We start from the raw sequence: 25,144 nt of genomic DNA on the forward strand, positions 1-25,144 counted from the left end.
GCCCCTGCCGACCTACGCCTTCCAACGCCGCCGCTACTGGCCCAACCTCACCGGCGTCACCCTCGGCGACCTGGGCTCGGCGGGTCTGCACACGGCCGGGCACCCGCTGCTGGGAGCCGCCGTGCGCGTGGCCGGCAGCGAGGAGGCGCTGTTCACGGGGCGGCTCTCCCTGCGGACGCACCCCTGGCTGCGCGACCACGCCGTCAGCGGCACCGTCCTCTTCCCGGGCACCGGTTTCCTCGAGCTCGCCCTGTGCGCCGCCGGGCAACTGGGCTGCGACCGCGTCGAGGAGCTGACGATCGCCGCCCCGCTGGTCGTGCCCGAGCGCACCGGGCGACTGGTCCAGGTCAGGGCCGGCGCACCGGACGAGTCGGACACACGCACCGTGGAGATCTACTCCCGCGCCGGGGACGCCCTCGACACCGACCCGTGGACGCTGAACGCCAGCGGTTCACTCGTCGCCGGGCCCCCGAACTCGGACGCCCAGTCGCCCGACCTGACCGCCTGGCCCCCGCCGAACGCGGAGCCCGTCCCCGTCGAGGACTTCTACGACCGCTTCGCCGAGGCCGGATTCGCCTACGGGCCGGTCTTCCGCGGTCTGCGCGCGGTCTGGCGCCGTGGCGAGGAGGTCTTCGCCGACGTGGGCCTGCCCGACGACCACGAGCGGCTCGCGGGTGACTTCGGCATCCACCCGGCACTGCTGGACTCCGCCCTGCACGCGATGATGTTCGTGTCACTGGCGGAAGCCGGGCAGGGACGGCTGCCGTTCTCCTGGACCGGTGTGTCGCTGCGCGCGTCCGGATCCCGGGCGCTGCGCGTCCGCATGGTGCAGGCCGGACCGGAGTCCGTCGCCCTGCACCTGGCGGATCCGGCGGGTGGCACGGTGGCCACCGTCGAGTCGTTGCTGCTTCGCCAGGTCTCCGGCGACCTCGCCGCACGCGCCGAGACACCCGGTCACCGGGAGAACCTCTTCCAAGTCGACTGGACCAGGATCACGCCGCCCGAGCGGGAAACGGCCACGTCGATCCCGGCGGCGGCGGTGGTCGGCGGTGGGGACCTCATGCCCGGATCACCGGCCTACCCGACCCTGGCGGCACTTCCGCAGGCTGTCCCCACGGCCGTGCTGCTCAGCGTGGCCGCCGACCCGAACGGCACGGCCGCCGACGCGCCGGGGGCGGTTCGGGCAGCCGTCGGCCGGGCCCTGGACGCCGTACGCGAGTGGCTGGCCGACGATCGCTTCGAGGACTCCCGGCTGGTCGTGGTCACCGAGGGCGCGGTCGCATTCGACGAGAAGGCTTCCGACCCCGCGCTCGCCGCGGTGTGGGGCCTGGTACGGGCCGCACGCGCCGAGGCTCCGGACCGGTTCGCGCTGGTCGACACCGACGGCACCGACGCGTCCCGCCGAGCACTCGACCAGGCCCTGGCCTGCGGAGAACCGGAAGTAGCCCTGCGTGAGGGCGCCCTGTACGCGCCTCGCCTGAGCCGGGTCCCGATGGGCGGTCAACTCCCTGTTCCCTTGGAGCAGTCGTGCTGGCACCTGGACAGCGTGGAGAAGGGCACCCTGGACAGCCTCGTCCTGGCCCCCTTCCCCGAGGCTGCCGCGGAGTTGGCGGAGGGCCAGGTCCGTGTCGCCGTACGTGCGGCGGGCGTCAACTTCCGTGACGTCCTCAACGCGCTCGGCATGTACCCGGGGGAGGCGGGGCTGCTTGGCGGCGAGGGCGCCGGTGTGGTGACGGAGGTCGGTCCGGGTGTGTCCTCGCTGGCGGTCGGTGACCGGGTCTTCGGGATGTTCCCCGGCTCGTTCGGGCCGGTGGCGGTGGCGGATGCCCGGACGGTGGCCCGGATTCCGCGGGGATGGTCGTTCGCGCAGGCGGCTTCCGTACCGATCGTGTTCCTGACGGCGTACTACGCGCTCACGGATCTCGCTGATGTGCGGGCTGGTGAGCGGGTGCTGGTGCATGCGGCGGCTGGTGGTGTGGGGATGGCCGCGACGCGGTTGGCCCGGCATCTGGGCGCGGAGGTGTTCGGGACGGCGAGTGCCGGCAAGTGGGGCACCTTGCGTGAACTCGGCCTGGACGATCGGCACATCGCGTCTTCGCGTGACACCGATTTTGAGGCGGCGTTCCTGGCGGTGACCGAGGGCCGGGGCGTGGACGTGGTCCTGGACTCGCTGGCGGGTGAGTTCGTGGACGCGTCGCTGCGGTTGCTGCCGGGTGGTGGTCGGTTCCTGGAGATGGGCAAGACCGACGTCCGGGACGCGGACGTGGTTGCCGCAGAGCATCCGGGTGTGGCGTATCGGGCGTTCGACCTGTGGGATGCCGGTCCGGAGCGGATCGGGCAGATGCTGGCCGAGTTGGTCGCGTTGTTCGAGGAAGGCGTCCTGGTGCCGCTTCCGGTGACGTGCTGGGATGTGCGACGGGCGCCGGAGGCGTTCCGGTATCTCTCCCAGGCCCGGCATGTCGGCAAGGTGGTCCTGACCGTCCCCGTGCCGCTGGACCCGGACGGCACGGTGTTGGTGACTGGTGGCACGGGTGGTCTGGGTGCCCTGGTGGCCCGTCACCTGGTCTCCGAGCACGGTGTGCGGCGTCTTCTGCTGGCCGGCCGTCGCGGCCCGGAGGCACCGCGCGCCGCCGAACTCGTCGCGGAACTAGCCGACTTGGGCGTGCATGCCGAGGTCGTCGCGGTGGACGTGGCCGACCGAGACCAGCTCGCCGCCGCCCTCGGCACGATTCCGGCGGAGCATCCGCTGACGGCCGTCGTGCACACGGCCGGTGTCCTGGACGACGGCGTGGTCTCCTCCATGACCCCGGAACGCGTCTCGCGTGTTCTGCGGCCGAAGGTGGACGCGGTCGCGCACCTGCACGAGCTGACCCGGGACGCGGACCTGTCTGCGTTCATCGTCTTCTCCTCCATAGCCGGCACCTTCGGCAGCGCCGGCCAGGCGAACTACGCGGCCGCCAACGCCTTCCTGGACGCCTTCGCCACCACCCGCCGCGCCGCCGGCCTGCCCGCGGTGTCCCTCGCCTGGGGCCCCTGGGCGCCGGGTGCGGGGATGACGGCCGAGCTGACCGAGGCCGACCTGCGGCGCATGGCGCGCGGTGGCATGCGGCCGCTCGCCGTCGAGCAGGGCCTCCACCTGCTCGACGAGGCCGGGCTGAGGACCGCGGCGGCTCCCGCACAGCGGGCGCTGCTGCTGCCGGTGGACCTGGATCTGAAGGCGCTGCGGCCCCACGCCGACGCCGTACCCCCGTTGCTGCGCGGTCTGGTCCGGGCACCGGCCCGGCGCGCGGCGCAAGCGGCGGCGGGGACGCACGCCGGGCCACGGGACCTCGGTGCCCGGCTCGCCGCGCTCGCCCCGGCCGACCGGGAGCAGTACCTGGTCGATCTGGTGTGCGCCCAGGCAGCGGCCACTCTCGGTCATGCCTCGGCGGACGAGATCGAACCCGACCAGGCGTTCAAGGAGCTGGGCTTCGACTCGCTCACCGCCGTGGAGCTGCGCAACCGCCTCCACGCGGCGACCGCGCTGCGGCTTCCGGCCACGCTGGTGTTCGACCATCCGACACCGACGGTGCTCGCCGGTCACCTGCTGACGGAGATCACCCTGCCGGAAGCCCCCGGCAACCAGGTCCCCGGCAGCCGGGTCCCCGGCACGGATGCGGGAGGGAGCCCGGCTGCCCCCGCGTCGGCGGCACCGCTCCTGGCCGAACTCGACCGGCTGGAGACCGCCCTGGCCGGCGCCGCCGCCGGTGGCGGCGCGGTCGGCGGGGACGACCACGCGACGATCACTTCCCGGCTGCAGCGGCTGACGGCGAAGTGGCAGGAACTGGCAACGAGGGTCAGCGGTGCCGGACACGACAACGGCACCGGCTCCGGGCAGCCCGGAGCGGCGCTCGCCGACGCGGACGACGGAGAACTCGACTCCGTCGAGACGGCGGACGAGCTGTTCGACCTCATCGACAAAGAACTCGGGATGTCGTGATCAGCCGCGGGAGACCGTCGGCATCGGCTCAGGGATGTGGCGTTGGTGGCTGAAGACGGCAAGATGGACGACAAGTACGTCGAGTACCTCAAGCGGCTGACCGCAGAGCTGCGGCAGACCCGCCGGCAGCTGCGCGAGGTGGAGACACGGGACCGGGAACCGATCGCGATCGTCGCGATGAGCTGCCGGTACCCGGGCGGCGTGGACAGCCCGGAGGAGCTGTGGCGGCTCGTCGACACGGGCGGGGACGCCATCTCCGGATTCCCCGCCGACCGCGGCTGGGACGTCGAGGCGGGCTACGACCCCGACCCGGACAGCCCGGGCACCTTCTACGCGCTCGGCGGTGGCTTCCTGCACGAGGCGTCCCGGTTCGACGCGGGCTTCTTCGGGATCTCGCCGCGCGAGGCCCTGGCGATGGACCCGCAGCAGCGGCTGCTGCTGGAGATCTCCTGGGAGGCGTTCGAACGGGCCGGGATCGACCCCGGCTCGGTCCGGGGCAGCAGCACCGGTGTCTTCGTCGGTGCCGCCACCTCCGGCTACGGCGCCGGTGTGAGCGAGTTCCCCGACGGTGTGCAGGGCCTGCTGCTGGCCGGCAACGCGACCTCGGTCGCCTCCGGCCGCATCGCCTACACCCTCGGCCTGGAGGGGCCCACCGTCACCGTCGACACCGCGTGCTCCTCCTCGCTCGTCGCCCTGCACTGGGCGTGCCAGGCGCTGCGCCGCGGAGAGTGCGACATGGCGCTCGCGGGCGGCGTCGCGGTGATGGCCACCCCCGCGATGTTCTACGAGTTCAGCCGCCAGCGCGGACTCGCCCCGGACGGCCGCTGCAAGGCCTTCTCCGACGACGCCGACGGCACCGGCTGGGCCGAGGGCGCGGGCATGCTCCTGGTGGAGCGGCTGTCCGACGCCCGCCGCCGCGGACACCCCGTGCTGGCCGTCGTACGCGGGACCGCCATCAACTCCGACGGGGCCTCCAACGGTCTGACCGCGCCCAACGGGCCCGCCCAGCAGCGGGTGATCCGGGCCGCCCTGACCGCCGCCGGACTGGCCCCCGCCGACGTGGACGCCGTCGACGCGCACGGCACCGGCACGTCGCTCGGCGACCCGATCGAGGCGCAGGCCCTGCTCGCCACCTACGGCCAGGACCGCGAACAGCCGCTGTGGCTGGGCTCGCTGAAGTCGAACCTCGGGCACACCCAGTCCGCGGCGGGCGTCGGCAGCGTCATCAAGATGGTCGAGGCGATGCGGCACGGAACGCTGCCGCGCACCCTGCACGTCTCGGAGCCGTCCCGGCACGTCGACTGGTCGGCGGGGGCGGTACGACTGCTGACCGAGCCGGTCGACTGGCAGCGGCGGGACCGGCCGCGGCGCGCCGGTGTGTCCTCCTTCGGCATCAGCGGCACCAACGCCCACGCCGTGATCGAGGAGGCCCCGGCGCCCGAGCCCGCCGACCCGGCCGCCGAGCCGGACACGCCCGAGGCCGCACAGCGGGTGCTGCCCGTCGTGCCGTGGCCGGTGTCCGCGCGCAGCGAGGAAGCGCTGCGCGCGCAGGCCGCCCGGCTGCTGGACCGGCTGCGCGAGGACACCGAGCCGCCGCGCCCGCTGGACGTCGGTCACGCGCTCGCCACCACCCGGGCCGCCCTGGAGCACCGGGCGGTCGTCCTCGCCACGGACCACGACGGCGCCGTACGGGAACTGGCCGCGCTCGCCGCGGGCGAGCCGGGCACCGTGGTCGTCCGCGGCCGTACCCTGCGCGGCGCCACCGCCTTCCTGTTCGCCGGCCAGGGCTCCCAGCGCACCGGCATGGGCGAGGAGCTGTACCGGACCCATCCGGTCTTCGCCGCCGCGTTCGACGCGGTGGACGCCGAACTGCCCTTCAGCCTGAGGGAGATCGTCTTCGGGACGGACGCCGAGGCGCTGAACCGCACCGAGTACGCGCAGCCCGCCCTGTTCGCCCTCGAAGTCGCCCTGTTCCGGCAGTTCGAGGCGTGGGGCCTCACCCCGAAGTTCCTGCTCGGGCACTCCGTCGGCGAGCTGGCCGCCGCGCATGTCGCCGGTGTCTGGTCGCTGGCCGACGCCTGCCGTCTGGTCGCCGCGCGCGGCCGGCTGATGCAGGCACTCCCCGAGGGCGGTGCGATGACCGCCCTCCAGGCGACCGAGGAGGAGGTGCTGCCCCTGCTGACCGGGCGGGTGGGCATCGCCGCCGTCAACGGCCCGCGCGCCGTGGTGGTCTCCGGTGCCGCCGAGGCGGTGGCGGAGATCGCCGCGCACTTCCGCGCCCAGGGCCGCGAGGCCACGCCCCTGCGGGTCAGCCACGCCTTCCACTCGCCGCTGGTCGAGCCCGCGCTCGACGAGTTCCGGTCGGTCGCCGAGAGCGTCACCTACCATCCGCCGCGGCTGACGGTCGTCTCCGACGTGACCGGCCGCACCGCCCGGCCCGCCGACCTGTGCTCGCCCGGCTACTGGGTCCGCCACGTGCGCGAGCCCGTCCGGTTCGCCGACGGCATACGGCTGCTGGAGCAGCGCCGCGTGACCCGGTTCGTGGAGCTGGGCCCCGACGGAACGCTGACCGCCCTCGCCCGGGAGTGCCTGGAGAGCGAGGGAGTAACGGTCGTTCCCGCGCTGCGCAAGGACCGCCCCGAGCCCGTCGCCCTGCTGGCCGCCGCGGCGGACGCCTTCGCGCACGGGGCACCCGTCGACTGGCCGGCCGTCTTCGCGGGCACCGGGGCCGGCACCGTCGAACTGCCCACGTACGCCTTCCGCCGCGAGCGCTACTGGCTCGAGCCCACGGCGCCGGCCCCGCTGCCGGCCGACGGCACCGGCGGCCAGGACACGGGTTTCTGGACCGCCGTCGAGCACGAGGACATCGCCGCGCTGGCCGGCACCCTGGAGGTGGACGAGGGCCTCGTGCGGCCCCTCGTGCCCGCGCTGTCCTCGTGGTGGCGAGGGCGGCGCGAACAGGGGCGCGTGGACCGGCTGCGCTACCGGATCGCCTGGCAGCCCCTCGACGCGGCCGCCGGCCCCCCGCTCACCGGCCGGTGGCTGCTCGTGGTCCCCGCCGGCCCGGCCGGGCAGGCCCTGACCCGTACGGTCCTGGACGCCCTGGCGGCCCGGGGCGCCGAACCGGTGTCGTTCGCGTACGCACCCGGTGAGGAGCGCGACGCGCTGGCCGCCCGGCTCGCGGACGCCGGCACCCTCACGGGCGTCCTCGCCCTGCCCGGCGACGCCCCGGAACCCGCCGAGGGCGACCCGGCGGACCCGGCCGGGCGGATCCTGCCCGCCGTACGGCTCATCCAGGCGCTCGGCGACGCCCGGGTGACGGCCCCGCTGTGGCTCGCCACGCGCACGGCGGTGGCGACCGCACGCTCCGACGCGGCACCCGATCCGGCGCAGGCCGCGCTGTGGGGACTGGGCCGGGTGGCCGCCCTGGAACTGTCCGACCGCTTCGGAGGCCTCGTCGACCTGCCGCACACCGTCGACCGGCGCGCCGCGGCACGGCTCGCCTCGGTGCTGGCCTCCGGCACGGAGGACCAGGTCGCCGTGCGCGCCTCCGGCGTCCTCGCCCGCCGCCTGCGGCACGCCGACGACCCGGCCGCTCCCCAGGCCGGCGCCGGCTGGCAGCCCCGCGGCACCGTCCTCATCACCGGCGGCACCGGAGCCCTCGGTGCCCGGGTCGCCCACTGGGCCGCCGAGCAGGGCGCCGAACACCTCGTCCTGACCGGACGCCGGGGGCCCGACGCCCCCGGCGCGGCCGAACTCGCCGCACGGCTCACCGACCTCGGCGCCCGCGTCACCGTGGAGGCGTGCGACGTCGCCGACCGTACGGCCGTCGAACGGCTGCTGGCCCGCCACACCGTCGACGCCGTCGTCCACGCCGCAGGCGTCACCGACACCGCGCCGCTGCCCGGCCTCGACGCCGACCGGTTCCGTACGGTGCTCGCCGCCAAGGCGCACGGCGCCGCCCACCTCGACGCCGTCCTGCGCGCCCAGGGGGACCGTCCGCTCGACGCGTTCGTCCTCTTCTCCTCCATCGCCGGCGTGTGGGGCAGCGGCGGCCAGAGCGCCTACGCCGCCGCCAACGCCTACCTGGACGCGCTCGCCGAACAGCGCCGCGCCCGCGGCGCCACCGCGACCTCCGTGGCCTGGGGGCCCTGGGGCGGGGGCGGCATGGCCGCCGAGGACGGCGCCGAGCAGTACCTGCGCCGGCGCGGCCTCGCCCCCCTCGACCCCGGCACCGCGCTGGCCGCGCTGCGCCGCGTCCTGGAACAGGGCGTGACCGGACAGGTCGTCGCCGACGTCGACTGGGCCCGGTTCACCCCCGGCTTCACCAGCACCCGCCCCAGCCCCCTCCTCAGCGGGGTGCCCGAGGCCGAGGACGCCCAGCGCGCGGATCCGGCCACCCCCGGCCACGACGACGCCGCGACGGCGCTGCGCGAGCGTCTCGCGGACCGTGCGGCCGCCGAACGCGCCCGCGCCCTGCTGGAACTGGTCCGCACCCACGCCGCCGCCGTCCTCGGCCACGCCGACGCCGCGCTGCTGGAGACCCGGCGCGCCTTCCGCGACTCGGGCTTCGACTCGCTCACCGCCGTGGAACTGCGCAACCGCCTCACCGCAGAGACGGGCCTCACGCTGCCCGCCACGCTCGTCTTCGACCACCCCACGCCCGTGGACCTCGCCGCCTTCCTGCACGCCGAACTGTTCGGCGACCCGGACGGCACCACCCCCGTGAGCGGCCTCGCCGCCCCCTCGGCCGGCCGCGACGCACCCGCCGGCCGGCCGGACGACGATCCGGTCGTCATCGTCGGCATGGGCTGCCGGCTGCCCGGCGGTGTCACGGGACCCGTCGACCTGTGGAACTTGGTGGCCGGTGCGGGGGACGCCGTCACCGGCTTCCCCACCGACCGCGGCTGGGACCTCGACGCCCTGTACCACCCCGAGCCCGGCCGCCCTGGCACCAGCTACTGCCGGCACGGCGGATTCCTCACCGGCGCCGGCGACTTCGACGCGGACTTCTTCGGCATCTCGCCCCGCGAGGCCCTGGCCATGGACCCGCAGCAGCGGCTCCTGCTGGAGACCTCCTGGGAGGCGCTGGAGCGCGCGGCCATCGCCCCGGGCACCCTGCGCGGCAGCCGCACCGGCGTGTTCATGGGCTCCAACGGCCAGGACTACCCCGCGCTGCTGCTGAGCACCCCCGACGCCGGCGACGGCTTCCTCGGCACCGGCAACGCCGCCGCCGTGGTCTCCGGCCGCATCGCCTACGCCCTCGGCCTCGAAGGGCCCACCCTCACCGTCGACACCGCCTGCTCGTCCTCGCTGGTCGCCCTCCACCTGGCGGTCGGGGCGCTGCGCGCGGGCGAGTGCGACCTGGCGCTGGCGGGCGGCGTCACCGTCATGTCCACCCCGGGCGCCTTCCTCGAGTTCAGCCGACAGCGCGGACTCGCCCCGGACGGCCGCTGCAAGGCGTTCTCCGACGACGCCGACGGCACCGGCTGGGCCGAGGGCGTGGGCGTCCTCGTCGTCGAACGCCTCTCCGACGCCCGCCGCAACGGGCACCCGGTCCTGGCCGTGGTCGCCGGTTCCGCGGTCAACCAGGACGGCGCCTCCAACGGCCTGACCGCCCCCAACGGGCCCGCCCAGCAGCGGGTCATCCGCGCCGCCCTGGCCGACGCCGGCCTTGCCCCGGCCGACGTGGACGCCGTCGAGGCGCACGGCACCGGCACCACCCTGGGCGACCCGATCGAGGCGCAGGCCCTGCTCGCCACCTACGGCCAGGACCGCGAACGGCCCCTGTACCTGGGGTCGTTGAAGTCCAACATCGGTCACACGCAGGCCGCCGCGGGCGTCGCCGGCGTCATCAAGACTGTGGAGGCGATGCGCCACGGCATGCTCCCGGCCACCCTGCACGCCGAGGTCCCGAGCACCCACGTCGACTGGTCGGCGGGCGCCGTGGAACTGCTCACCGAGCACAGGCAGTGGCCCCGCCCCGGCCGGCCGCGCCGCGCGGCGGTCTCCGCGTTCGGCGTCTCCGGCACCAACGCACACGTCATCCTCGAGGAACCGCCGGCGGCGGACCGGTCCGAGACGGACGGGCGCCCGCAGGACGCCGAGCCCACGACGCCGCCGCCCGCGGCGGGCGGCGGCCCACTGCCCTGGGTGATCTCCGGCGCCTCCGCCGGCGCCCTGCGCGACCAGGCCGCACGGCTCCTCGCCCACGCCGAGGCCCGGCCCGAACCGACCGCCACCGACCTGGGCCTGTCGCTCGCCACCACCCGCACCGCGCACGAACACCGCGCCGTCGTCCTCGGCACGACCCGTGAGGAACTGCTCCCGGCCCTCGCCTCCCTGGCCGCCGGCGCGCCCGCCCCGGGCGTCGTCACCGGCCGGGTGGACCCCGACGGCCGGACGGCCTTCCTGTTCGCCGGGCAGGGAGCCCAACGGATCCGCATGGGCGCCGAGTTGTACGAGACGTACCCGGTCTTCGCGGACGCCTTCGACGCGGCCTGCGCCCACCTGGACACCGAACTGCCCCACCCGCTGCGGGAGACCGTCTTCGGGGACGACCCCGAACCGCTCGCGCGCACGGAGTTCACCCAGCCCGCCCTGTTCGCCCTGGAAGTGGCGCTGTTCCGGCTGCTGGAGTCGTGGGGCGTCCGGCCCGACGTGCTGGCCGGGCATTCGATCGGTGAGATCGCTGCCGCGCATGTGGCCGGCGTGTGGTCCCTGGCGGACGCCTGTCGTCTCGTGGCCGCGCGTGGCCGGCTGATGCAGGCGCTCCCGGCCGGCGGCGCGATGGTCGCCGTCCAGGCCACCGAGGAGGAGGTGCTGCCGCTGCTCGGGGCCGAGGTGGGCATCGCCGCGGTCAACGGGCCGCGATCGGTCGTGCTTTCGGGCGTGGCGGAGGGCGTCGAGGAGGTCGCCGCGCACTTCCGGGCCCAGGGCCGCAAGGTCACGTCCCTGCGCGTCAGCCACGCCTTCCACTCGCCGCTGATGGAGCCGATGCTCGCCGACTTCCGCGCGATCGCCGAGGCGCTCTCGTACGAACGGCCGCAGTCGCCCGTGGTCTCCACGGTGACCGGCCAGACGGCCACCGCCGAGGAGCTGTGCTCCCCGGAGTACTGGGTGCGGCACGTGCGCCGGACGGTCCGCTTCGCCGACGCCGTGCACACCCTGCGCGCCGAGGGCGTGACCCGGTTCCTGGAACTCGGCCCAGACGGCACCCTCACCGCCCTGGTCCACGCCTCGGTCACCGACGGGGAACCGTCGGCCGTCCCCAGCCTGCGTCCCGACCGCTCCGAGCCCCACACGCTGCTGTCGGCGGCCGCGCACCTCTTCACCCACGGCACCGACGTCACCTGGTCCGCGCTTTTCCCAGCGGCACGCCCCGCCGAGCTGCCCACCTACGCCTTCCAGCACCGCCGCTACTGGCCGCGCCAGACCGGAGCCCGCCTCGGCGACCTCCGCTCGGCGGGCCTGTCCGACGCCGGGCACCCGCTGCTCGGCGCCGCCGTCACCCTCGCGGACAGCGGGACAGCCGTCCTCACCGGGCGGCTCTCCACCCGGCTCCAGCCCTGGCTGGCGGAACACGTCGTGTCCGGATGCGCCCTGCTGCCCGGCACCGCCTTCCTGGACCTGGCCCTGCACGCGGCCCACCGCGTCGGCTGCGCCACCGTCGAGGAACTCACACTCCACACCCCGCTCGCCCTGCCCGCGCAAGGAGCCGTCCAGCTCCAGGTCACGATCGGCGGCCCGGACCCGAGCGGCCTGCGCGACATCGGCGTGTACTCACGGCCCGCCGACGACCCCGACGCGGACGGCTCCGACGACGGGCCGTGGCTCCAGCACGCGACCGGCACCCTGCGGCCCGAACCCGCCGAACCGGCCCCCGCGACGGACACCCGGCCACCCGCCGACGCCACCGCCCTCCCCATCGACGGCCTCTACGACCGGCTGGCGGACACCGGCCTCGCCTACGGCCCGCTGTTCCGCGGCCTGACCTCGGTACGGCGACTCGGCGACGATCTGTTCGCCGAGGCGGCCCTCCCCACCGAGGCGGCCGCGGACGCACGCCGCTACGGCATCCACCCCGCGCTGCTGGACTCGTTCCTGCACGCCCTCGGCCTCGCCCCGACAACCGCCGGCGCCCCCACCGACGGACCGTCCGGCCCCGGGCTGCCCTTCTCCTGGACCGGCGTCACCCTGCACGCCACCGGAGCGGCGAGCCTGCACGCCCGGCTGCGCGCCACCGGCTCCGGCGCGGTCGCCCTCGACCTCACCGATCCGTCCGGCGCCCCCGTGGCCACCGTGCACTCCCTCACGCTGCGCCCGCTCGGCGCGGCACCCGTCACCGCGGCGGCCACCGGCCACGCCGCACTGCTGCACCGGGTCGACTGGACCCCGCTCCCGCTCGGCACGACCCCCGCCGACGGCCCCGCGCATCCGACACCGGCGACCGTGCCCACCTCGCTGCCGGAGCCCGGAACCCGGGCCGGAGACGACGTACTGGTACGCGTCGTACGCCCGGCCGGTGCCGACGCCGAGGCCGTACACACCGCGACCGCACGGCTCCTGGAACTGGTCCGTGCATGGCTGGCCGAGCAACGGTTCGAGGGCGCCCGGCTGGTCGTCGTCACCGAGGGCGCCGTCACAGCCGGCAGGACGCACCCCGATCCCGTCCTGGCGGCGGTGTGGGGCCTGGGGCGGGCGGCCCGGGCCGAGAATCCCGGGCGGTTCGCGCTACTGGACGTGGACGCGGATCCGGAGTCGTGGAGCGTGGTCACGGCAGCCCTCGCCTCCGGCGAGACGGAGATCGCCGTCCGTGACGGCGCCGCCTTCGTCCCCCGCCTGGCACGCACGACCGACGACCACGAACTCCCCACCCCTGCCGACGAGTCGGCCTGGCGGCTGGACATCGTGGAGAAGGGGACGCTGGAGGGTCTGGTGCTGACCCCTGTCGCGCGGGCGGAGCTGGTGGAGGGGCAGGTCCGTGTCGCCGTGCGGGCGGCGGGCGTGAACTTCCGGGATGTGTTGAACGCGCTCGGTATGTATCCGGGAGATGCGCGGGACTTCGGTCTCGAGGGTGCGGGTGTGATCACGGAGGTCGGTCCCGGGGTGTCCGGGCTGGCGGTCGGTGACCGCGTGATGGGCCTGTTCCCCGGCTCGTTCGGGCCGGTGGCGGTGGCGGATGCCCGGACGGTGGCCCGTATCCCTGCGGGGTGGTCGTTCGCGCAGGCGGCTTCCGTACCGATCGTGTTCCTGACCGCCTACTACGCGCTCACCGAGTTGGGTGAGGTGCGGGCGGGTGAGCGGGTGCTGGTGCATGCGGCGGCCGGTGGTGTGGGGATGGCCGCGACGCAGCTGGCCCGGCATCTGGGCGCGGAGGTGTTCGCCACGGCGAGTGCCGGCAAGTGGGGCACCTTGCGTGAACTCGGCCTGGATGAACAGCACATCGCCTCGTCCAGGGACACCGACTTCGAGGCGGCGTTCCTGGCGGTGACCGAGGGCCGGGGCGTGGACGTGGTCCTGGACTCGCTGGCGGGTGAGTTCGTGGACGCGTCGCTGCGGTTGCTGCCGGGTGGTGGTCGGTTCCTGGAGATGGGCAAGACCGACGTCCGGGACGCGGACGTGGTTGCCGCAGAGCATCCGGGTGTGGCGTATCGGGCGTTCGACCTGTGGGATGCCGGTCCGGAGCGGATCGGGCAGATGCTGGCCGATCTGGTCACGTTGTTCGAGGAAGGCGTCCTGGTGCCGCTTCCGGTGACGTGCTGGGATGTGCGACGGGCGCCGGAGGCGTTCCGGTATCTCTCCCAGGCCCGTCACGTCGGCAAGGTGGTCCTGACGGTTCCGGCTCCGCTGGACCGCGATGGCACGGTGTTGGTGACCGGGGGCACGGGTGGTCTGGGTGCCCTGGTGGCCCGTCACCTGGCCTCCGAGCACGGTGTGCGGCGTCTTCTGCTGGCCGGCCGTCGCGGCCCGGAGGCACCGCGCGCCGCCGAACTCGTCGCGGAACTAGCCGACTTGGGCGTGCATGCCGAGGTCGTCGCGGTGGACGTGGCCGACCGAGACCAGCTCGCCGCCGCCCTCGGCACGATTCCGGCGGAGCATCCGCTGACAGCCGTCGTGCACACGGCCGGTGTTCTGGACGACGGCGTGGTCTCCTCCATGACGCCCGAGCGGCTGGCCGGGGTGCTGCGGCCGAAGGTGGACGCGGTGGCGCACCTGCACGAGCTGACCCGGGACGCGGACCTGTCTGCGTTCGTCGTCTTCTCCTCCATAGCCGGGACCTTCGGCGGTGCGGGCCAGGCGAACTACGCGGCCGCCAACGCCTTCCTCGACGCTTTCGCCGCCTGCCGTCGTGCCGCGGGGCTGCCGGCGACCGCGTTGGCCTGGGGGCCTTGGGCGCCGGGTGCGGGGATGACGGCCGAGCTGACCGAGGCCGACCTGCGGCGCATGGCGCGCGGTGGCATGCTCCCGCTCAACCCTGAGCAGGGGCTGGGCGCCCTGGACGCGGCGTGTCGGCGTACCGAGCCGGTGCTCGCGCCGATCGCACTGGACCGGCGCGTGCTCCGGGACCCGCAGGCGGTCGCGGCACTGCCTCCCATGCTCCGTGGTCTCGCGGTGGCCCCGGCACGGCGCACGGCGTCGCCGGCCGGGGACGGCGGTGCCGCCGAGAGCTTCCGGGCGCGGCTCGCCGCGCTGGCCGACGCCGAGCGGGCGACGGCCGTGCTGGATCTCGTACGCGCGCAGACGGCGCTGGTGCTGGGACACGCGAGCCCGGACGCGGTCGAGGCCGGCCGGGACTTCCGGGGCCTCGGCATCGACTCGCTGACCGCGGTCGAGCTGCGGAACCGGCTCGGCGCGGCGACCGGACTGCGCCTGCCGGCCACGCTGGTGTTCGACTATCCGTCGCCGCAGGCGCTCGCGCGGCACATCGCCGGCGAACTGCTCGACGACAGCGCGTCCGGCACCGGTGCGGTCACCGGCGCCGCGTCCCCGGCCCTGCGGGCCGCCGGTGCCACCGACCCGGCCGGGGACGACGGGCGCATCGCGATCGTGGGGATCGGCTGCCGGTTCCCCGGCGGGGTACGCAGCCCGGAGGAGTTCTGGCGGCTGCTCGCCGACGGCGTCGACGCGATCGGCGCCCCGCCCGCGGACCGCGGCTGGCAGGCCGACGGCGTCGAGGGCGGATTCCTCTACGACGCCGCCGACTTCGACCCGGACTTCTTCGGCATCTCGCCGCGCGAGGCGCTGGCGATGGACCCGCAGCAGCGGCTGCTCCTGGAGATCTCCTGGGAGGCACTGGAGCGGGCCGCGATCGACCCGCGCAGCCTGCACGGATCGCGTACGGGCGTGTTCGTCGGCACGAACTACCAGGGCTACGGCTCGGCCGCGCACGCCGTCCCCGAGGACGCGCAGGGACAGCTGCTGACCGGGCACGCCGCGAGCGTGGCCTCGGGCCGGGTGGCCTACGCGCTCGGTCTGGAGGGGCCGGCGGTCACCGTGGACACCGCGTGCTCGTCGTCCCTCGTCGCCCTGCACTGGGCGGCGCAGTCGCTGCGGTCCGGCGAGTCCGACCTGGCACTGGCCGGCGGCGTGACCGTGATGGCGACGCCGGGCGCGTACGCCGAGTTCGACCGGCAGGGCGGGCTCGCCCGCGACCACCGCTGCAAGGCCTTCTCCGACGACGCCGACGGCACCGGCTGGGGCGAGGGCGCGGGCATCCTCCTGCTGGAGCGGCTGTCCGACGCCCGCCGCAACGGACACCCGGTGCTCGCCGTGGTCCGCGGCAGCGCCGTGAACTCCGACGGGGCCAGCAACGGCCTGACCGCGCCCAACGGCCCCGCCCAGCAGCGGGTCATCCGGGCCGCGCTCGCGGCGGGCGGTCTCACGCCGGCCGACGTCGACGCGGTGGAGGCGCACGGCACCGGCACGAAACTCGGCGACCCGATCGAGGCGCAGGCGCTGCTCGCCACCTACGGCCAGGACCGGGAACGGCCGCTGTGGCTGGGCTCGGTGAAGTCCAACATCGGGCACACCCAGGCCGCCGCCGGCGTCGCCGGGGTCATCAAGACCGTGCTGGCCATGCGGCACGGCGTGCTGCCGCGCACCCTGCACCTGACCCGTCCGACCACGCACGTCGACTGGACGGCCGGCCGGATCGCGCTGCTCGCCGAGGCGGAGCCCTGGCCGCGCGCGGGACACCCGCGGCGGGCCGCGGTGTCGTCGTTCGGCATCAGCGGCACCAACGCCCACGTGGTCCTGGAAGAGGGCGCCGAAGTCCCGCGGGAGAACCCCGCGGCCCCGGCTCCGGAGGCGGAACCCCGCACCGCCGGGCCGCTCGCCTGGCCGCTCAGCGGCCGGACGGCCGCGGCCCTGCGCGGGCAGGCCGACCGGCTGCGCGCCCATCTGACGGCCCGCCCCGGCCTGGAGCCCGCCGACGTGGCGCACTCGCTGGCCACGGGCCGCACGGTGTTCGAGCACCGGGCAGTGGCGGTCGGCACGGACCGCGAGGAGCTGCTCGCATCCCTCGCCGCCCTCGGCCGCGGCGAGGACACCGGCGCCGTGGTGCACGGCCGGACCGGGCCGTCGGGCCGTACGGCGTTCCTGTTCAGCGGCCAGGGCTCCCAGCGGGCCGGCATGGGCCGCGAACTCCTCGGCCGGTTCCCGGCGTACGCCGAAGCCTTCCACCGGGTCTGTGCCGCGTTCGCCCCGCACCTGGAGGTTCCGCTGGCCGAGGTGGTGCTGGCCGCGGAGGGCACCGGGCGGGCCGGGCTGCTGGACCGCACCGCCTACACCCAGCCCGCCCTGTTCGCCGTCCACGTGGCGCTGTACGAACTGGTGCGGTCCTGGGGCGTGACCCCGGACGCGCTGATGGGGCACTCCATCGGCGAACTGTCCGCCGCACACGTCTCCGGGGTGCTGTCACTGGCGGACGCGTGCGCCCTCGTCGCCGCCCGGGGACGCCTGATGGACGCGCTGCCCGAGGGCGGTGCGATGGCCGCCGTCCAGGCCGCCGAGGAAGAGGTGACGCCGCTGCTCGGCGCGGGCGCCGGCATCGCCGCCGTCAACGGGCCCGCCGCCGTCGTCGTCTCCGGCGACGAGGACGCCGTCTCGGACATCGCCGCCCATTTCGCCGGGCTGGGCCGAAAGACTAGGCGTTTGCGGGTCAGCCATGCGTTTCACTCGGCGCATATGGACGCGATGCTTGCGGAGTTCGAGGAGGTCGCGCGCGGCGTGCGCTACGCCGCGCCCGCGATCCCCGTCGTCTCCAACGTGACGGGCGGCCTGGCCACGGAGGCCGAACTCGCCTCGCCGGACCACTGGGTACGGCACGTGCGGCAGACCGTGCGGTTCGCCGACGGGGTGCGCACCCTCCGCCGGGACGGCGTCGGCACCTTCGTGGAACTCGGCCCCGACGGGTCGCTGACCGCGCTGACCCTCGACACCCTGGAACAGCCCGCCGAGGACGCCCCGCGGCAGCCGGCCGACCAGCCCTGCGCCGTTCCCGTGCTGCGCCGCGGCCGGCCCGAACCGGTCGCCGCCCTGCTGGCCGCCGGAGCCCTGCACGTGCGCGGGCTCGCCGCGCCGCCGACCGGCCTCACCGGACCGGCCCGCACCGTCGAACTGCCGACGTACGCCTTCCAGCGCGACCGCTACTGGCTGGAGTCCGCCACCGCGCACGCCACCGGCGAACCGGGTGGGACCGACCGGGTGGACGAGGAGTTCTGGGCGGCCGTGGAGCGCGGCGACCTCGGGGAGCTGACCGACCGGCCCGATCTCGGCTCGGACACCCCGCTGCGCGAACTGCTGCCCGCCCTCACGTCCTGGCGGCGCCGCCGCCGCGACCGTGCGACGCTCGACGCCGCGACCTACACCGTGGCCTGGCGGCCCGTACCGGACGGCGCCGCGCCGGTCCTGTCGGGTACCTGGCTGCTCGCGGTGCCCGCCTCACGGGCCGACGATCCGTGGACGGACACGCTCGCCGAGGGCCTGGCCGCGCACGGAGCACACCCGGTGACGCTCGTCGTGGACTGCGCCCTCACCGACCGGGCCGCGCTGACCGAGCAGCTCCGCAAGCTCCCGGAACCGGAGGCGCTCACCGGCGTCCTGTCGCTGCTGGCCCTCGACGAGACCGAGCCGGCCACTGCCCCGCACACCGCGACCCCGGCGGGCCTGGCGGCGCTGCTCGCGCTGACCCAGGCGCTCGGCGACCTGGAGATCGGCGCACCCCTGTGGTGTGCGACGTCCGGCGCGGTCGCCACCACCGACCGGGACGGCCCGAGCTCGCCGGTCCAGGCCGCCGCCTGGGGGCTGGGCCGGGTCGCGGCCCTCGAACACCCGCAGCGCTGGGGCGGTCTCGTCGACCTGCCCGCCGAACTCGACGGCCGCACCACCGAACGGCTCGCCGCCGTGCTGTCCGGCGGCACCGGAGAGGACCAGACGGCCGTACGGGCCACCGGCCTGCTCGCGCGGCGCCTCGTGCACGCCCGGCCCGCCCCCGGCCCGGCCGCGGAGGCGACCGGTTGGGACTGCTCGGGCCAGACCGTGCTCGTCACGGGCGGCACCGGAGCGCTCGGCGCCCGCGTCGCCCGCCGCCTCGCCGAGCGCGGCGCCGGGCACCTGCTGCTGGCCGGCCGCCGCGGACCCGACGCCGAGGGCGCCGAGACGCTGCGCGCCGAACTCGCCGCCACCGGAGCCGAGGTGACCCTCGCCGCCTGCGACACCGCCGACCCCGACGCGCTGGCCGCGCTGCTGGCCGAGCACCCGGTGGACGCCGTGGTGCACGCCGCCGGCGTCCTGGACGACGGGCTGCTGCAGTCGCTGACCCCCGAACGGCTGGAGGCGGTGCTGCGGCCGAAGCTCGCCGCCGCCCGCAACCTCGACCGGCTCACCCGCGACCGCGACCTGTCGGCGTTCGTCCTGTTCTCGTCCTTCGCCGGCACCGTGGGCTCGGCCGGTCAGGGCAACTACGCCGCCGCCAACGCCTACCTGGACGCACTCGCCGCCCGGCGCCGCGCCGAGGGACTGCCCGCCTCCGCCGTCGCCTGGGGCCCGTGGGCAGGCGGCGGCATGGCGGCCGGCGGTCCGGAAGCCGAGGCCCGGCTGCGCGGCGGCGGAGTCGTCCCGCTCGACCCGGAGCCGGCCCTGGCCGCGCTCGACCGGGCCGTGAACGGCTCCGAGGCCGCACTGACCATCGCCGAGCTGGCCTGGGACCGCTTCGTGCCCGGCTTCACCGCCGTACGCCCGGCCCCGCTGCTCGCCGAACTGCCCGAAGCGCGGGAGCTGCTGCGGGCCGCGGAGCGGGACCGTACCGACGAGGACACGGGCGGCGCGCTGCGCACCCGGCTCGCCGGACTCGCCGACCCCGAGCAGGAGCGGCTGCTGCTCCAGCTGGTCCGCGGCCATGTCGCCACCGTCCTCGGACACGGCTCGGCGGACGCCGTCGACCCGGACCGGGCCTTCACGGAACTGGGCTTCGACTCGCTGATGGCGGTGGAACTGCGCAACCGGCTCGGCGTCGCCGCCGGACTGCACCTGCCCGCCACACTCCTGTTCGACCAGCCCACGCCCCGGATCCTCGCGGGCCACCTGCGCTCACTGACCGGAGACGAGGACGACGACGCCCCCGCCCTCGACGCCCTCGACCGGCTGGAGGCCGCCCTGTCCCGGCTCGCCGAGGACGACGTACAGCGCGGCCGGATCGCCTCCCGCCTGCTGGCGCTCGCCTCCCGCTGGAACGGCCAGGGCGCATCCCGGGCCGAAGACGCGGACGAGGGCGAGGGCGACCTGCACGAGCGGATCGAGTCCGCCGGCGCGGAGGAGATCTTCGCCCTCATCGACAACGACCTCGGCATCTCATGACCGGCCGCCCGAACAGGTCCGCCACCGTGACCGACACGACCTTCCAGGTGGGTGCGTACGCGTGAACGAGCAGGAAAAGCTCCTCAGCTACCTCAAGAAGGTCACCGGTGACCTGCACGAGACCCGCCGGCGGCTGCGCGAGGCCGAGTCCGCCTCCCGGGAGCCGGTCGCCATCGTCGCGATGAGCTGCCGCTTCCCGGGCGGCGCCGACTCGCCCGAGGCGCTGTGGCGGCTGCTGGAGTCCGGCGGTGACGCCGTCACCGAGTGGCCCACCGACCGCGGCTGGAACCTCGCCGACCACTACGACCCCGAGCCCGGCCGCCCCGGCAAGACGTACAGCACCTCCGGCGGCGCCCTGGCCGGCGCGGGCGAATTCGACGCGTCCTTCTTCGGCATCTCGCCGCGCGAGGCCATGGCCATGGATCCCCAGCAGCGGCTGCTGCTGGAGATCTCCTGGGAGGCGTTCGAGCGCGCCGGGATCGACCCGACGACCCTGCGCGGCTCCCGCACCGGCGTCTTCGCCGGCACGAACGGCCAGGACTACCCGGCGCTCCTGCTGGCCTCGCAGGAGAGCCTGGAAGGACACGTCGGCACCGGCAACGCGGCCAGCGTCGTCTCCGGCCGCGTCTCCTACACCCTCGGCCTCGAGGGCCCCGCCGTGACCGTCGACACCGCCTGCTCCTCCTCCCTGGTCGCCCTGCACCTCGCCGTCCGGGCACTGCGCGCCGGGGAGTGCGACCTCGCGCTCGCCGGCGGCGTCACCGTGATGTCGACCCCCGGCCTCTTCCTGGAGTTCAGCAGACAGCGCGGCCTCGCCCCGGACGGCCGCTGCAAGGCGTTCGCCGAGGCCGCCGACGGCACCGGATGGGCCGAAGGCGCCGGCATGCTGCTGGTCGAACGGCTCGCAGACGCCCGCCGCCTCGGCCACCCGGTGCTCGCCGTGGTCCGCGGCAGCGCCGTCAACCAGGACGGCGCCTCCAACGGCCTCACCGCACCCAACGGCCCCTCCCAGCAGCGCGTCATCTGGCAGGCCCTCGCCGACGCCCGGCTGTCCACCGCCGACGTCGACGCCGTCGAGGCGCACGGCACCGGCACGACGCTCGGCGACCCGATCGAGGCGCAGGCGCTGCTCGCCACCTACGGCCAGGACCGGGAACGGCCGCTGTGGCTGGGCTCGGTGAAGTCCAACATCGGGCACACCCAGGCCGCCGCCGGCGTCGCCGGCGTGATCAAGACGGTGCAGGCGATGCGGCACGGGCTGCTGCCCCGCACCCTCCACGTCGACCGGCCCACCAGCCACGTCGACTGGACCGCGGGCCGCGTCGAACTGCTCACCGAGGCCCGCCCCTGGCCCGCCGCCGAGGCCCGACCGCGCACCGCGGCCGTCTCCTCCTTCGGCGTCAGCGGCACCAACGCCCACGTCATCCTCGAACAGGCCACCCCCGAACCCGCCGAACCCCGACCCGCCGAACCGGCCGCGCAGCCCGGACGGCCCACCCCGCCCTCCCACCCCGCACTCCCGTACGTCGTCTCCGCCCGCAGCACCGCCGCCCTGCGGGCCCAGGCCGCCGCCCTGCACGCGCGGCTGCGCACCAGCGCCGAACAGGACGCTCCCGCCCCGCGCGACCTGGCCTGGTCACTCGCCACCACCCGCGCCGGCTTCGAACACCGCGCCGTGCTCCTCGCCGCCGACCGCGCGGAACTGCTGCGGGGCCTGGAATCCCTGGCGGCCGGCGCACCGGCGGCCGGGCTGGTGCGGGGTGTGGCCGACGCCGACGGCCGCACCCTCTTCGTCTTCCCCGGCCAGGGCCCGCAGTGGCCCGGCATGGCCACTGAACTCCTCGACACCGACCCCGGCTTCCGCGAGCACTTCACCGCCTGCGCGAGCGCCGTCGAGCGGTACACCGACTGGTCCGTGGAAGCCGTCCTGCGCGGCACCGAGGGCGCACCCACCCCGGACCGCGTGGACGTCGTCCAGCCCCTGCTGTTCGTGACCATGGTCTCCCTCGCCCGGCTCTGGCAGTCCCGCGGCGTGCGCCCCGACGCCGTCGTCGGCCACAGCCAGGGCGAGATCGCCGCCGCCTGCGTCGCCGGGGCCCTCACCCTGGACGACGCCGCCCGCGTGGTCGTCCTGCGCAGCCGCGCCCTCACCGCACTGGCCGGACGCGGCGGCATGGCGTCCGTGCTGCTCCCCGTCGCCGACGTGACGCGGCGACTGGCCCACCGGGACGGACGGGTCTCGGTCGCCGCCGTCAACGGCCCCGCCTCCGTGGTCGTCTCCGGCGACGCCGACGCCGTGCGCGACCTGGTCGCCGACCTCACCGCCGCAGGCGTCCAGGCCCGGCAGATCCCCGTCGACTACGCCTCCCACTCCGCACAGGTGGAGCGGATACGCGACCGGCTCCTGACCGACCTCGCCCCCGTGCGGCCGCGCACCGCGCAGGTGCCGTTCTTCTCCACCGTCACCTGCGACTGGCTCGACACCGAGCACCTGGACGCCGCCTACTGGTACGACAACCTCCGCCGCACCGTCCGCTTCACCGACGCCGTACGCGCCCTGGCCGCCCAGGACTTCCGGGTCTTCGTCGAGTCCAGCCCGCACCCCGTGCTCACCGCGGCCGTGCGCGACACCCTGGACGAGGACGGCCGCACCGGCACCGTCGTCACCGGAACCCTGCGCCGCGGCGAGGGCGGACCGCGCCGCTTCCTCACGTCCCTGGCCGAACTGGGCGTACGCCGCGCCGCCGCTGTCGACTGGGCGGCCCTGATCGGCGCCGGCACCCGGGTCGACCTGCCCACCTACGCCTTCCAGCGCCGCACCTACTGGCCCACCCCCGCCCGGCCCACCGCACCGGCCGCGGCCACGGGCCCGGACCGCGACGCCCGCTTCTGGGAATCCGTCGAGCACGGCGAGACCGGCCCGCTGGCCGCCGCCCTCCACCTCGACGAGACCACCCTCTCCACGGTGCTGCCCGCCCTCAGCGAGTACCGCAGGCGCAGCCGGGAGACCGCCACCGCCGACGGCTGGCGCTACCGCGTCACCTGGAAGCCCCTGCCCACCGCCCCGCCACCCGTCCTGCACGGCACCTGGCTCGTCGCCGTGCCCGCCACCCACCAGGACCCGTCACACCCCGGCCATGCCCGGACCACCGCCGTCGTCGAGGCGCTCGCCCGCGCCGGCGCCGACCCCGTCACCGTGGCCGTCTCGGCACACGACGACCGCACCCGGATCGCCGAACTCCTGAGCGCCACCGAGCGGAACAGCCCGCACGCCGTGCTGTCGCTGCTCGCCCTGAGCGACGAGGACCACGACGGCCTGCCCGGCCTGCCCCGCGGCTTCTCGGCCACCGTCGGCCTCGTCCAGGCACTGGACGACCTCGGCCATGAGGCCCCCGTCTGGTTCGCCACCCGAGGCGCCGTCGCCACCGGCCCCACCGAGACCGTCGACGCCCCGGACCAGGCCCTCGTCTGGGGCTTCGCACGCGTCGTCGCCCTCGAACAGCCCCAGCGCTGGGGCGGCCTGATCGACCTGCCCGCCACCCTCGACGCCACCGCCGCCGACCGACTCACCGCCGCCCTCGCCGGCCTCGGACACGAGGACCAGCTCGCCGTCCGCCCCACCGGACTGCTCGCCCGCCGCCTCACCCGCGCGGCCACCGGCGGCCTGGACGCCCGCCGCGACTGGACGCCCACCGGCACCGTCCTCGTCACCGGCGGCACCGGCGCCCTCGGCCGCCAGCTCGCCCGGCGCCTCGCCCGCCAGGGCGCGCCCGGCCTCCTCCTGCTCAGCCGCACCGGCCCCGACGCCCCCGGCACCGCGGAACTGCGCGCCGAACTGACCGAACTCGGCGCCGGACACGTCGACATCACGGCCTGCGACATCGCCGACCGCGACCAGCTCGCCGCCGTACTCGCCACCATCCCCGCCGAACGCCCCCTCACCGCCGTCTTCCACACCGCGGCCGTGCTCCACGACGGCGTCGTCACCACCCTCACCCCCGACCGGCTCGCCGAAGTCCTCCGGGTCAAGGCCGGAGGCGCCCGCAACCTCGACGCGCTCACCGCCCACCTCGACCTGACCGCCTTCGTCCTCTTCTCCTCCACCGCCGGCACCATCGGCGCCCCCGGCCACGCCAACTACGCCCCCGGCAACGCCTTCCTCGACGCCCTCGCCCAGCAGCGCCGCTCCCGCGGCCTGCCCGCCACCGCCGTCGCCTGGGGCCCCTGGGCCGACGGCGGCATGGCCGAAGGCTCGGTCGGCGCACGCCTGCGACGGCACGGCGTGCGCCCCATGGACCCCGAACTCGCCCTCAGCGCCCTGCAGCAGGCACTCGACCAGGACGACACCACCGTCGCCGTCACCGACATCGACTGGGACCTGTTCGCCCACGCCTACACCTCCGCCCGCCCCCGCCCCTTCCTCGACGACCTGCCCGACGCCCGGCGCGCCCTGGCCGCCCGCCCGGCCCACGACCCGCACCTCACCACCGACGCGGACGCCTCCGGCACCGACGACCTCGCCCGGCGGATCGCCGCGCTCGACCGGCCCCAGCAGCGCGCCGCGTGCGAACAACTCGTCCGCGCCCACGTCGCCGTCGTCCTCAACCACACCGGCCCGCAGGACGTCGAACCGACCCGCTCCTTCCGGGAACTCGGCTTCGACTCGCTCACCGCCGTGGAGCTCCGCAACGCCCTCAGCGGCGCCCTCGGCCGCCCCCTGCCCGCGACCCTCGTGTTCGACTACCCGACCCCGGCCGCGCTCGCCGAACACCTCCGCGACATCCTCGTCCCGGACGCTACGGCCGAGACCGCCGCGCCGGTCGCACCGCGCGTCACCGAAGGCGACCCGGTCGTCATCACCGCGATGAGCTGCCGTTTTCCGGGAGGGGTGAGCACCCCGGAGGAGTTCTGGCGGCTGCTGGCCGACGGCACCGACGCCATCACCGACTGGCCCGACGACCGCGGCTGGGACCTCGACAACCTCTACGACCCCGAGCCCGGCGTCCCCGGCCGGGCCAGCACGCGCGGCGGCGGCTTCCTCGACCACGTCACCGAGTTCGACCCCGCCTTCTTCGGCGTCTCGCCGCGTGAGGCGCTGGCGATGGACCCGCAGCAGCGGCTGCTGCTGGAGCTGGCGTGGGAGGCGTTCGAACGGGCCGGGATCGACCCGACGACGCTGCGCGGCTCCCGCACCGGAGTGTTCGCCGGCACCAACTACCAGGACTACGCCTCCCGTCCCCTCGACCCGGCCACGGCAGAAGAGGTCGCCGGCCATCTCGGCACCGGCAACTCCGCCAGCGTCATGTC

The 25,144-nt window shown here is 75.6% G+C and carries 3 protein-coding genes; all 3 read left to right on the plus strand.

The window, feature by feature from the left end; all coding sequences use genetic code 11:
- Positions 1–3,979, plus strand: a 3,979-nt coding sequence (locus tag AQJ66_RS36365; protein ID WP_061931180.1) for an SDR family NAD(P)-dependent oxidoreductase, incomplete at its 5' end; no start/stop codon positions are given.
- Between the two features lie 45 nt (positions 3,980–4,024).
- A complete protein-coding gene (locus AQJ66_RS36370) occupies positions 4,025–19,837 on the plus strand; it encodes a type I polyketide synthase (protein WP_425264331.1) in 15,813 nt (5,270 codons plus the stop codon).
- A 61-nt stretch (positions 19,838–19,898) separates the two neighbouring features.
- Positions 19,899–25,144 (plus strand): type I polyketide synthase (locus AQJ66_RS40790; RefSeq protein ID WP_159052708.1); only part of this gene is annotated, 5,246 nt, incomplete at its 3' end.

The sequence above is a fragment of the Streptomyces bungoensis genome (assembly GCF_001514215.1).
Lineage (GTDB): Bacteria > Actinomycetota > Actinomycetes > Streptomycetales > Streptomycetaceae > Streptomyces > Streptomyces bungoensis.